Source organism: Clostridium magnum DSM 2767 (genome assembly GCF_001623875.1).
Taxonomy (GTDB): Bacteria; Bacillota; Clostridia; order Clostridiales; family Clostridiaceae; genus Clostridium_AM; species Clostridium_AM magnum.
Genome location: NZ_LWAE01000003.1, coordinates 406,475 through 418,876 on the forward strand (window position 1 = coordinate 406,475; position 12,402 = coordinate 418,876).

Annotated in this window: 14 protein-coding genes, 1 pseudogene and 1 riboswitch; of the genes and pseudogenes, 10 read left to right on the forward strand and 5 right to left on the reverse strand. The window is 31.3% G+C overall.

Features of this window, described 5'->3' with window-relative positions:
- Nucleotides 1–24 precede the first annotated feature (24 nt).
- From CLMAG_RS15305 to kamA, 3 genes and pseudogenes are all read right to left on the reverse strand, one after another.
- Nucleotides 25–579 carry a YqaA family protein gene (locus tag CLMAG_RS15305; RefSeq protein WP_066624156.1) on the reverse strand — a complete coding sequence of 185 codons (555 nt, stop codon included), beginning with the start codon at nt 577–579 and terminating at the stop codon, nt 25–27.
- Nucleotides 580–977: 398 nt separating this feature from the next.
- Nucleotides 978–1,835 carry a putative beta-lysine N-acetyltransferase gene (gene ablB / locus CLMAG_RS15310; protein WP_066624159.1) on the reverse strand — a complete coding sequence of 286 codons (858 nt, stop codon included), beginning with the start codon at nt 1,833–1,835 and terminating at the stop codon, nt 978–980.
- Nucleotides 1,816–3,092 (reverse strand): annotated as a pseudogene (gene kamA, locus CLMAG_RS15315) (lysine 2,3-aminomutase). The gene ablB and the pseudogene kamA overlap by 20 nt, the downstream one beginning before the upstream one ends.
- A gap of 116 nt (nt 3,093–3,208) precedes the next feature.
- A riboswitch (cyclic di-AMP (ydaO/yuaA leader) is annotated at nt 3,209–3,341 on the reverse strand.
- Between the two features lie 190 nt (nt 3,342–3,531).
- Between kamA and CLMAG_RS15320 the strand changes: the two are divergent.
- Together CLMAG_RS15320 and CLMAG_RS15325 are read left to right on the forward strand one after the other, a co-directional pair.
- On the forward strand, nt 3,532–4,152 hold the full coding sequence (locus CLMAG_RS15320) for a GGDEF domain-containing protein (protein WP_066624162.1): 621 nt from the start codon (nt 3,532–3,534) through the stop codon (nt 4,150–4,152).
- A 170-nt stretch (nt 4,153–4,322) separates the two neighbouring features.
- On the forward strand, nt 4,323–5,018 hold the full coding sequence (locus tag CLMAG_RS15325) for a manganese catalase family protein (RefSeq protein ID WP_066624164.1): 696 nt from the start codon (nt 4,323–4,325) through the stop codon (nt 5,016–5,018).
- A gap of 598 nt (nt 5,019–5,616) precedes the next feature.
- On the opposite strand, the gene CLMAG_RS15330 is transcribed toward CLMAG_RS15325, so the two are convergent.
- Nucleotides 5,617–5,970: a DUF421 domain-containing protein gene (locus CLMAG_RS15330; protein WP_066624167.1), complete on the reverse strand. Its 354-nt coding sequence runs from the start codon at nt 5,968–5,970 to the stop codon at nt 5,617–5,619.
- On the opposite strand from CLMAG_RS15330, the gene CLMAG_RS15335 reads away from it, so the two are divergent.
- Entirely contained in the window at nt 5,969–6,337 is a 369-nt protein-coding gene (locus CLMAG_RS15335) for a four-helix bundle copper-binding protein (protein ID WP_066624170.1), read from the forward strand. The genes CLMAG_RS15330 and CLMAG_RS15335 overlap by 2 nt on opposite strands.
- A gap of 127 nt (nt 6,338–6,464) precedes the next feature.
- Nucleotides 6,465–6,626: a hypothetical protein gene (locus CLMAG_RS32485; RefSeq protein ID WP_161486981.1), complete on the forward strand. Its 162-nt coding sequence runs from the start codon at nt 6,465–6,467 to the stop codon at nt 6,624–6,626.
- Nucleotides 6,627–6,664: 38 nt separating this feature from the next.
- Here the strand turns inward: CLMAG_RS32485 and CLMAG_RS15340 are convergent, their stop codons facing one another.
- Nucleotides 6,665–7,018 (reverse strand): four-helix bundle copper-binding protein, encoded by a 354-nt coding sequence (locus CLMAG_RS15340; protein ID WP_066624173.1) that lies wholly within the window; start codon nt 7,016–7,018, stop codon nt 6,665–6,667.
- Between the two features lie 230 nt (nt 7,019–7,248).
- Here CLMAG_RS15340 and CLMAG_RS15345 point away from each other — a divergent pair, with 230 nt between their 5' ends.
- The 6 genes from CLMAG_RS15345 to CLMAG_RS15370 all read left to right on the forward strand — a co-directional run bounded on the left by CLMAG_RS15345 (nt 7,249) and on the right by CLMAG_RS15370 (nt 12,252).
- Entirely contained in the window at nt 7,249–7,533 is a 285-nt protein-coding gene (locus tag CLMAG_RS15345) for a hypothetical protein (RefSeq protein WP_066624176.1), read from the forward strand.
- Between the two features lie 264 nt (nt 7,534–7,797).
- A complete protein-coding gene (locus CLMAG_RS15350; protein ID WP_066624179.1) occupies nt 7,798–8,622 on the forward strand; it encodes a polyprenyl synthetase family protein in 825 nt (274 codons plus the stop codon).
- Nucleotides 8,623–8,810: 188 nt separating this feature from the next.
- Nucleotides 8,811–9,326, forward strand: a complete 516-nt coding sequence (locus tag CLMAG_RS15355; protein ID WP_066624185.1) for a TQO small subunit DoxD — start codon at nt 8,811–8,813, stop codon at nt 9,324–9,326.
- Nucleotides 9,327–9,388: 62 nt separating this feature from the next.
- Entirely contained in the window at nt 9,389–9,928 is a 540-nt protein-coding gene (locus CLMAG_RS15360) for a FixH family protein (protein WP_066624187.1), read from the forward strand.
- 17 nt (nt 9,929–9,945) lie between these two features.
- A complete protein-coding gene (locus tag CLMAG_RS15365; RefSeq protein ID WP_066624189.1) occupies nt 9,946–11,340 on the forward strand; it encodes a 4Fe-4S binding protein in 1,395 nt (464 codons plus the stop codon).
- A 297-nt stretch (nt 11,341–11,637) separates the two neighbouring features.
- Nucleotides 11,638–12,252: a YncE family protein gene (locus CLMAG_RS15370; protein ID WP_066624198.1), complete on the forward strand. Its 615-nt coding sequence runs from the start codon at nt 11,638–11,640 to the stop codon at nt 12,250–12,252.
- Nucleotides 12,253–12,402 lie beyond the last annotated feature (150 nt).

The window sequence follows — 12,402 nt, forward strand, 5'->3', positions numbered from 1 at the left end:
TTATGAGCAAAAACCAGTACTTCTTTAAGAAACACTGGTCTTTGCTTTTTTTATTAATAATATCATTATGAACACAATTAACCCTAATGCTATAGTGTAATTTTTTATTATATTTATTAAAGCATCTCCATATAGACTTATAATAATTCCTTGAGGAATGTACCTTATTACCCTACTAAGCACCGCTGAGGTAATGAATTTCTTAAAATTTATTTTGAATATTCCTGCCGAAAGTACATAAGCCTCATAGGGAATTGGAGTAAATGCAGATGTTAAAATTGTAAGAAATGCATTTTTATTATACATATCCTCAATCTTAGTTAAAGTCTTCTCAGAAACTAATTTACATAAGAGATGCCTGCCTGTACTTTTACCTACTATATACCCTAATAATGATCCAATTGCAGAAAAAGCTATTAAAATTATTGAATAAAAGAATGCCTTTTTAGGATTTGACATAGCTACAGGAATAAATACCAGCTCCATAGGAACTGGCATAAAAATTGGTTCCACTAAAGCTGCTATTAAAATGCCTATAACCCCATAACTTATTATAAATTCTAGCATATGTGTTAACATCTTAATACTCCATCTTATTATAAATTTTCTAATTCTGTGATTTTATTTAGAACTACCTTGCTACTTCATAAATCCCATGCTCAATATTAATAATGTAATTTATTATATATCAAATTGAACCAATAACCAATACAAATCTTAATTTTAATTAAGATTCAAGTGAACAAACCTCATATATTAAAATTGGAATAAGTTATAAAGAACCTAAGTAAGTTTCTTTTGTTTTGCTTTCAATATATATGTATTATACTTACCATTTATCTAACAACTTGGCTAAATCTTATAATTATATATTTTATCCATGCTCACAAAAACTATTTTTTAAGATTTTTAACTCTATATAGTGATCTAAAACAGTACACTATATAGAGTTAAAATTAAAAGATTATAACTTTACATTAATTTATATTTTTTACCCAAATGTTCATATTCTCAAAGCCACCACATATATTGCAATTATTTATTAGTCTTCCTCTGAATCTATAATCATGTTTGCTTAATACAAAATTAATACCAGGGTTTACCGCTCTAGATAAACTATATAAACCGATAAATCCCCTATGCTTAAGATCTTGTTCTAAAGAATAAATAATATTAGATAGTATACCTTGCCCCCTATACTGTGGAGAAGTTACACAGTCCGTTATTTCTGCATTTAAATTTTCCTTGTCTAAGTCCGCTGAAGCTATACTGATTATTTTCCCGTTATCAATAGCAACCTTATATAAAACTTTTTTATTCATGGTCTTCTTTAAATACTCTTCATCATGAACAGGGGAAGGATATGTGAAAAAAACGTTGGAAAATAACTCAATCATACTTTTTATATCATTTTCGTTTGCATCCCTTATATGATATTTGAAATTATTAGCATTATATATAAAAGAATTTCTTAAATTTAAGCTCTTCATTAAAATTATATTTTCTTTATCTTTGTTTCTATAAAGTTTTCTACTACTTTTAATAAAATAGGACATACAAAATGCATCTTTTCCATTAAAGTAACCATCTATTTTTCCTTCTAGATGAAATTCTGCTTCAACAAAGTTTGCAAAAGACTCTATATCACAGTTACAAATAATTTTTCCTATATGCTGTCTTGATGCAAAATATACTATCCTTCTTATATTTTGGACTGAAATATTGTGGAATTTTACTATTTTAATACGGCTATTGATATAGTCAACATATATTTTAGCTTGATCTATTTTAGTATAGTAATTCTTATCATTCAATTTACAACATTCTATATTCATTATTCTGTTCCCTCCTTTTCATTCTTACATTACTTCTTGGAGTTAGGCAAACTCTTTCATCTCTAAAGAGTTTTTCTAGACCTTTATAATCGTCTTTTTTAAATTTTGCACACAGTCCACAATTTTTACACTGATGGGTTTTGTCCTCTGGTTCAGTATAAGTGCATAGTACACCTTCATAGTTCCTTAATACTAACTTTTCAGAAGACTGAGAAATTAAATATTGCGGATTTATAGGTATTTTCCCCCCACCTCCTGGTGCATCAACTACAAAGGTAGGCACTGCCAAACCAGAAGTATGCCCCCGTAAAAGTTCTATAATTTCAATTCCAGTAGAACTGTTGTTCTAAAATGCTCAATTCCCTCAGATAAGTCACATTGATATATATAATACGGTCTTATTCTATTCTTTACTAGCTCATGCATGAGACTTTTCATAATATAGGGACAATCGTTAATATTTTTTAATAATACAGATTGATTTCCTAATGGAATTCCGGAGTCAACAAGCATTTTACAGGCTAACATTGATTCCTTAGTTATTTCCTTTGGATGATTAAAATGAGTATTTATCCAAACCGGATGATATTTTTTAATAATATTGCAAAGTTTATTGGTTATTCTTTGAGGCATAACGACAGGTACCCTTGTTCCAATTCTTATAACTTCTACATGACTTATTTCTCTGAGTTTCTTTAATATGAACTCAAGTTTTTCATCGGAAATGCACAATGAATCTCCGCCTGATATCAATACATCACGTACTTCCTTATGCACTTTAATATATTCAACAGCTTTTAAAATATCATCATTTGATAATGAACTGTCTTCATGTCCTGCAAATCGTCTTCTTGTACAATGCCTGCAGTACATAGAACACTGTTCAGTAACAAGAATTAGTACTCTATCTGGATACCTATGAGTAAGTCCGGGGACCGGAGAATCAATAGTTTCATGTAATGGGTCATTACTGTCATATTTAGATATCTTTGTTTCATGAATAGTAGGAATTGCTTGTCTTCTAATTGGACAATTATAGTCATCAGCATCAATTAGTGTTGCATAATAAGGAGTTATTGCCATTTTAAGTTTTTTAAGACTGGCTTTTACACCTTTTTTTTCTTCTTCAGTAAGATTTACTACTCGTTCTAATTCTTCAATTGAAGTTATTCTATTAGCAATCTGCCATTCCCAGCTATTCCACTGGTCCTCTGTAACATTTATCCATATCGGTATATTTCTATAATTTCTTTTCATAGTTAACCTCCTTAATATTTTGCTAAAAATATTAAGCTGTAGAGAAGTCTCTACAGCTTATTCAAAGCTCTAAATATTTATAGGCATACCAAAAAAAGTATTGTTAAGCATACCAAGAAACCTCCCTTCAACGCTTACGAGATTAGCTGACGGATTCGGGTCGAAGAAATTAACCCTACTTGTTTATAAAAACAAGATTCACCCCAAAAATTGGTTCTCCCGCTCAAATTGATTCAGCGTCTTTAAACTTTATTATTTTTTAATGTATATTGCTTGTATATATAAACATATCACTTTAACATATATATGTCAATATATATATATGAGAGTTAACATACATACATACATATATTGACGTATATATATTTTGATGTTAACATTATAAATTATAGGTTCAGGAGAATAAAAACTTAATAATTTTATTTTATGGAGGTTACCTATGGATGAGAAACTTGCTTCAAAAAAAGAGTTAGTATTAAAAATGGAAGAGTTAATATCAAATAATGAAGGACCCTTTAGCATAGTAGTTGCCGATATTGATGATTTTAACATCTTGAATAATTTACATGGTGATTCTATTGGCGATGAAGTTATAAAAAAGCTTGTTTCAATATTAAAAAACAACTTATCTTCAACGGACATTGTATGTAGAAATGGCGATGAATTTAATATATTGCTTGTTAAAAAGGGTGCTGAAAGAAGTTTCATGGAATTAGAGGAAATAAGAAGGTATTTGTCTGATAACACTTTTATTCTAGGTGATGAAAGTAAAGCAGAAAGTATTTATTTCACTTTAAGCTTTGGAGTAGCAAGCTATCCAAGAGACGCTAAAAACGTAGTTGAACTTTTTAGAGTAGCAGATAGTGCCCTGTTTAGAGCAAAAGAATTGGGAAAAAATAGAATATGCCTTTCTGAAGCAGAAAGCATGGTTTTAAAATCTAATTATTTTACCAAAACCCAACTAGATAGACTTTCTAGGCTTTCCAAGGCAACCGATAGAACGGAAGCATTCCTTCTAAGAGAAGCACTTGATGACTTATTTAAAAAGTATAGTAAATAGACTTACAGTACATATATACAATTGGAAAAATTTAAGATAAGTGATTTAACAATCTAGTTATATTATCTATCCATAATTACAGGAGATTAAACATTGAATAATAATATATACGTTTACTAATACTAAACTATATATTTCAATTAAATAACTGTACTACGGAGGTAAATATAATGTTCAAACATGAAAAACAACTATTAAGAGAGGTAAAGGTAGAAAAACCAAATCCTCAGTATGCTATACTTATGCAGGAACAACTTGGCGGACCAAACGGTGAGCTAAAAGCAGCACTTCAATATATTTCTCAAAGTTTTAGGATAAAGGATCCTGAAATACATGACTTATTTCTTGATATTGGAGCAGAAGAATTAAGCCACATGGAAATGGTTGCACAAACAATAAATCTCCTAAATGGTCACCAAGTAGACTTTAATAAGACTGTAGCCGGTGAAATCGAAACTCATACATTAACTGGATTAGCACCAGGTCTAGTGAATTCATCAGGTCATCCATGGACAGCTGATTACGTCAATGTCACCGGTGACATTGCTGCAGATTTACTTTCAAATATAGCTGCGGAACAAAGAGCAAAGGTTGTGTATGAGTACTTATATCGCCAAATTAATGATAAATATGTTAAAGAAACAATAGATTTTCTTCTAAATCGAGAAGAAGCACATAATGCTCTTTTCAGAGAAGCTTTAAATAGAGTGCAAGATAGAGGATCAAATAAAGATTTTGGTGTCACACCAGATTCAAAACTTTATTTTGACTTATCTACTCCAGGAAGATATTTTGCTGATCCTTCACCTACAGCACCTAGCTTTACAAATCCAAGAGAAACTAGAGAACCTGCTGGAAAAGTTTAACATTTTAGTTTTAAAAGATGATTTCTTCATTGACAAGAAATCATCTTTTTTGACTTTCTCTTTAAACGATAGTATTATAGATTTTGTCGAAAATAAATTTCAAAAATTAACGACTATCAATATTAAAAAGTAATTGGCATAACAGCTACAAGTCCTAGGTTGTCATATTTGCAATAGATTTGTTCCCGATTAAGTAAGCGCACACCAGCCCAAGTTACTAACAATATAAAAACCCATCGAATAACATATGGTAAAATTTTCATTGCTTATTATCTCCTAAGGTTGGGGCACAATTTTCTTCACATTGTTCTAAAGATCTTTTACATGCATAGAACTTGATAACGCCGACGTAGCATCCTTCCTCTTAGATGCTGATGCTTCAATTTCTGTTCCGTCAACAGCTATAAGTTCTTTGACATATAAGCCAAGCTTTATGCAAAAATCAACAAAATATTCAAATACCCTATTTAGTGCATCTATATTATCTTTTCTAAACTCAGCTATAACTCTATATTTAGGATATATCCCATTTATTAGCCATACTACTTCTCTGTTTATTATAGTTTACTTTCCAAGTTTACGCGATGGTCTTATACCGTTAAAATACCCATAAATTAATTGTTAGCCTAATAGTCTTCATATTTTCTTCCAAAATAGTTCCGTTTTGAACTAAAGTTACTGGTTCTAAATTTATTAACTTCCTTGCTGTAAAACTTTTAATATGTAAATACCCTATTAGAATTGTTAATATTGCTAATACTATAACGGCAGTTGTAACAGACATTGAGGTAAATTGCTGACCAACAATTGCATTTGCTACTATGACAAAGTCAAAAAATGTCATTTGAAATATAAGTTTTCTCCCTATTAATCTGGCTAGAATTATTGATAGAATATACACCCCAACACCTTTTATTATTGTATTACATGCTGTTTTACCATAATACTCCATACATAAACATCACTCTTTTACATACAATGAATCATGTAAAACAAATAATTATCAATCATGTATTGACGCATGCAGCAAATGTTCACAGGCATGTTATGAGTGTTTTGATGCATGTATCAATGAACCTGATTTAAATGCAAGAAGAAGTTGTGTAAAAATTCTTGTTGAATGTGCAAAAATGTGTGAAATGTCTGCAGCATTTATGTCTATGAATGGACAATTTGCAAAAGAACATTGTAAATCTTGTGCAACTATTTGTGATGCTTGTGCAAAAGAGTGCAGTATGTTTAAAGATGAACACTGTCAAAAATGTGCAGATGTGTGCCGCATGTGTGCAAATGAATGTAGAAAAATGACTGGTATGTAAATTAATAAACGCAGCTAGTAATATTATTCTATTACTAACTGTGTTTGCTTACATATTGTGTAATTGATATAGGTTTGATTATGACATAGTAAATCACATGTAAAAATAATTTAGGAGGAACACATAGATGACAAAAAAAAATAAAGAAGATTTAGTACTTGAAGATAACTCAACATTAAGAAGATTAGAATTAGGCCCAAACGAATCTGGAAGTTGTGACTATCCTAATATACAAAGATTCAGTTTAACTTCAAGAAAGAAAAAATCACCAGAACCAGAAAAGGAGTAAATTCTGAAGAATTTACTCCTTTTTATAATTCACTATTTTTACACCATATTATCCATTTTTCTACATTCATCAGCACATTGATGGCATGCATCTGCACATGCTCTAGTATGATCATCGTTAAACTTACCACATTCGCTTGCACATTCTTCACAAATTGTTGCACATAAATTGCAAATACGGTCTACGTGATAGCTTCTTTTAGTCATTGATGATGCAGCTGTCATGCAAATTTCTGCACATTCAACTAAATCAACTATACAATGTTCTCTTGCCTTCACATCTGGTTCTACTAGACACATTCTAAAACATTCGTTACATAGCTGCGCACATTTATTACAAGCATCAATACAAGATTGATACTGCATATTAGGAGCCATTAAAGTTGCATTCATAATTAAATCCTCCTTAAAATCTTTTATATCTATATTTACAAATTTTATTTTGCTCTAAATACTTAACTTTATACCCTTAATATTGTTTATATAATTATAAAAATTTTTAGATTTTCTATTTCTTCATAACTTCTTTATATGTGCAATGTATAATTCAAGTAAAGTAAAACTTAAATCAAATAAAATACAATTATTTTATAAACCTAAGAACTAATTTTGGAGGGATAAGTATGAATTGTCATGGAGATAACAAAGAAAAACAAAAAAAGCATGGTCATAGTCCATTAAAGCATATGCTGCATATGATTATCTGCTGTGGATTACCAATTGTTATTATGGGATTATTGCCATTAATAGCAAAGCTAAGTCCTAATGCTGCTAATGCAGTTGGGAAAATAGCACCATTTTTATGTCCAATAATGATGGTCTTTATGGTAGTAATGATGATGAGTGCTAAAAAGGGAAGTTGCTGCGATAGTAAAGAATCAAAGGTTAGTGACAAGGAAATAATTTAAGCTTGAAATAATAAAACTGTTTTTAAGGAGAGACTCAAAATAATAAAGAGTTCTCTCCTTAAAAATAGCCTGTCTAATATTATTAAATCAGTTAGTAAAAGAGATATATTTCAGGTAATGATTAACATTGTAAAAATTATTTTCCTCGTAGGATTTATTTCTTCATATTTTCTTCACAGCAAGTCTTTATAATAACAATTGTAGTTAAGGTATAAGAAATCAATTATATAAACGTCTTTATTATAATCTATAGGTGGTGAAAAAATGAGATTTGATGAAATTTCAATTCCAATAAAAAAAGAACTTACTGAACTTGATTTAGAATTAAAAGTCATTGCAGCAAAATTAGATTATACTACTACTGAAAATATTTTTACTTACTTTTTTTCAATTCCAGGGAAAAAGTTAAGACCTACCTTAACCTTTTTATCTGCAGGAGCTATAAATAATGAACTTACTCCATCTATAAAAGATAAGTTAGTTAAGCTAGCAGCAGGTTTAGAACTTATTCATAGTGCCAGTTTAATTCATGATGATATCATAGATGGCGACCTAATGAGGCGCGGGCAAAAGACCTTAAATAAAGCCTTTGGAAATAAGATAGCAGTTCTAGCCGGTGACGCTTTGTATTCAAGAGCTTTCACTATTTTCTCAGATGTTTTGCCTAGAGAGTTCTCTCAAGCAATAGGCAGAGTTACCGAATCAATGTGTATAGCAGAAATATTAAATGCTAACAATGCTTCTCCGGATCGAGAAACATACTTTAAAATAATTGAGGGAAAGACAGCAGCTTTTATGAGTGCTTGTTGTAGACTTGGAAGCCTAATAGTTGGTGCCAGTGAAGAGGAATCTAACATGCTTTCTAAATACGGTGAAAACCTAGGAATGGCATATCAAATATTAGATGATTATATAGATGAAGATTCTACTGCAATGAAAACTGTAACTATTGAAGAAGGTTTTCAGTTTGCATCTGCTGCTAAATCCTCTATTGACAATTTAAAAGATACAGTATATAAGAAAAACTTAATTATTCTAGTAGACTATGTTTTAGATTTTTATAACCCTAAGACAGTAAATGCATTATAGTAAGCATGTGTTTAACTTCCGTTTACAAATAATATTTTGTTAGTCTATATGTTAAGTATGTTTAATTTTTTCTATTACAGTATATTAATAAATATCACATTATTCTAATATATGAATAATAGAATGTAAATTAACTATAGTCCTAAATAAATAAAATTTCTAGTTAGAAGATAGGAGTGAGTATAAAGATGAAAATTTTCCGCGATAAAAGATTTGCTGCTTTATGGATAGTCCTTAGAATTTGGCTTGGTTACCAATGGCTGTCAGCGGGCATGGAAAAAATATCGAGCCCAGTTTGGGTAGGTGATAAAGCTGGTGTAGCTGTTACAGGCTTCTTAAAGGGGGCACTAGCTAAGGCAACTGGAGATCACCCTTTGGTTCAGGGTTGGTATGCTAACTTCGTTGAGAGCGTTGCCTTACCTAATGCAACAGTTTTTAGCTATTTAGTAGCTTATGGTGAAGTATTAGTAGGAATTTCCTTAATTCTTGGTGCTCTAACAATTGTTGGTTTACTTGGTGGCGCCTTTATGAACTTAAATTATATGTTCGCTGGCACAACTAGTACAAATCCAAATTTATATACTGTAGCAATTCTACTAATGGCTGCTGGAGCAAATGCTTATTTATTTGGTCTTGATAGATTTATCCTGCCTAAGTTAAGTAAGCTTTTCAATAAAAATTCTAGTATAAAAACAGCGACATAAGTTTGTTGCTACTAATTCTAAATGACAAAAACTTAAAACTTTAGTGAAAGAAGGTATTCAAAATGAAAAACAAATCAATCAAAAAATTATCAATTATTTCAGCTCTGGTTCTAACTTTATCTACATCGGTATTAGCTGACGGCAGTGGAAAAAAGATAGAGCAAAAAGTTGATGGAGTTACTGCGACACTTATTCTCCCAGGAGATACCGCTAAAACCGGTGAAAATGAATTAACAGTAAAACTATACGATGATAAGGATAAACCTGTAACTGATGCTAACGTTAAAGTTGTTGCTGAAATGGAATCCGATGGCGATATGAGTAGCCACAATATGAAAGAAGCCAAGCCTGAAGTAATTGACTTAAAAAAAGGTCATGAAGATGGAGAATATGTTGGAACAGTAAAGTTTAGTGATAAAGGTCATTGGAAAGTTAAAACAAGCTTTGCAGTAAACAATACGGAAAAAATGGCTGACTTTGATGTTGACGTAATAAGTGGTGGTCCAAACTGGCTTGTTATTGGTGGTTTTTTAGGAGCAACTGCCTTAATTATAGTAACTGCAGCAATATCAAAAAAGAATAAAAAAGCCGTAAAATCCTAGAAAGTGAGGTAATGTTTATGGCAGAAAAAAAGAAAACTTCAGTTGATGAGGAAAAAACATATTCATCAGAGGATAAAAATCTTTTAGATAACAAAAAATTTGCAGGCTTTATAAAAAGTAAATGGTATCCTGGTATTTTTCAGTGGCCAGTGGCAGTAGTATTTGCTTTTATAGTTTATGAACTTTTATTTGGTTCTACTAGTGCCCATGATAACTTTGGTACAGCAGCTACTTGGGTATTATGGTGGCCTTTGCTGCCAATTATATTCTTCCTTTTAGGCAGATTTTGGTGTGCAATATGTCCTTTTGGACTTCTTAACGACGTAGTTCAGAAATTTGTTGGTAATAATCGTCCTGTACCTAAGTTATTAAGAAAATATGGAATCTGGATTATAGATGCAATGTTTATTGCAATAACTTGGAGTGATCATATTTGGGGTGTCGTTGAGTCACCTAGAGGTTCAGGAACATTATTATTAATGATGACTCTTGCAGTAATATTTTCTGGAGCCGTGTTTGAACGCAGAACTTGGTGTAGATATCTCTGTTTCTTAGGCGGAGTATCTGGTAACTATACTAGATCAGGTATGATGGAACTTAGAGCCACTCCTGAAAAATGTGATAAATGTAATGTTGCTGCCTGTTATAAGGGAAATGGTAAAGTAGAAGGATGTCCTATGTTCGAGTTTCCAAGAACAATGGATACCAATGCCGAGTGTAACTTCTGTGGAAACTGTGTAAAGAGTTGTCCAAATAATTCTATTAAGATATCAAGACGTGTACCTACTAGAGAATTATGGTTTATCCGTAAACCTAAGCTGGAGGAATCTTTCCTTGCTGTTGTAATTATGGGTATAGTATTTGTACAGAATATCACCATGCTTAACATATGGGAACCAATATTGAATTGGCTTGAAAAGGCTACTGGTACAGATAGCTACTATGTAACCTTCACTATAACATTTATTATTGCAATGCTAATTCCTATATTAATGTTATCGGCAACAGGATTGATTGCTAAGAAGTTTAATGGGGATTCTGTTAAACAAAACTTCGCCAAGTTTGGATACGCAATCATTCCACTAGATATGGCTGCTCATATAGCCCACAACTTATTCCACTTACTAGCAGAAGGTAAATCAATATTATTTACTTTCGTGGAATTATTCGGTATGGAGATGCATGGTTCAACAGCTATTTTAGATACCCCAACAATACAAGCTCTTCAGTACCTTTTAATTGTCCTTGGAACTTTAGGTTCAATATACACTGCATATAGACTTGCTAAGAGTAATTACGGTGGTAAGAACAGTAAGTCCCTAGGAACTTCAATAGTTTATGGAGCTTTAATACTAATATTAGGTATTATAAACATAGTACTATTCATGCTTCCAATGTCAATGCGTATGTAGTCTAGATGCTGCCAGAAAATATTTTTCTAGCAGCATTTTCTCTGTTGATATATAAAGTTACTATGCAACATAGAATAAAAACAATTAACTTTATTTATACTAAGTGTTGAATTATAAATGCAACCTTAGTATATTTTTCGGTAAATAATGTAAATTATTCAGAATTCCTTAATATGAATTAATTACAATAATTTATGGAGAGATTTATTAACTTAAGGAAAGGATGATTCTAATGTTTAAATCTAAATATTTCAAAGTCATAGGGGTTCTAACGGCTTTTACTTTAGTTTTAGCTGGTTGTGGTATACAGCTAAAAATGAAACCACTAAACAAAATGAACAATCTCCTAATGCAACTAAGATAGAGCAAAAATCTTCCTATTACTATACTGCGAATGAAGGTGGAAGCATATCCAAAATAGATGTGGCAACAAACAAAGTATTAGAAACCATTAAAGTAGATGGTGCTCCGCATAATGTTCAAGTTTCACCGGATGGTAAAATAGTAGCTTCAACCTCAGCCGCTATGATGGAAGAAGGCAAAACTGAGCATGGTTCTATGAGTATGAATGGATCTGCACTATTTTACGATGTTGAAACCAATAAACTTATTAAAAGTGTAGGTGTGGGCAATCACCCTGCTCATATAGTATTTACATCTGATGGTAAATATGTTTTGGTAACAAACAGCGAAGACAACAATGTATCTGTAATTGACACAAAAAGTTATGCTTTAGCTGGTAAAATTTCTACTGGTAATGTCCCTCACGGTTTCCGTATATCTAAAGATAGTAAGTACGCTTACGTGGCTAATATGGGTGAGGATACTGTCAGTGTAATTGATAATACCAGCAACAAAGTGATATCAACAGTTTCAGTACACAAAACACCTAATGGCATAAGCTATAGGTAGTAACTTAGTTGATACCTTTTTAAAAATTAACATTGATACATTATTAAAATCCTAAATAAATATATTATGCAGAACAAAACCTATCTTACTATGGAGAGGTTTTATTCTGAACATTAGTCCTAATTACTTTACCTTCGGAGAGCTAGATCA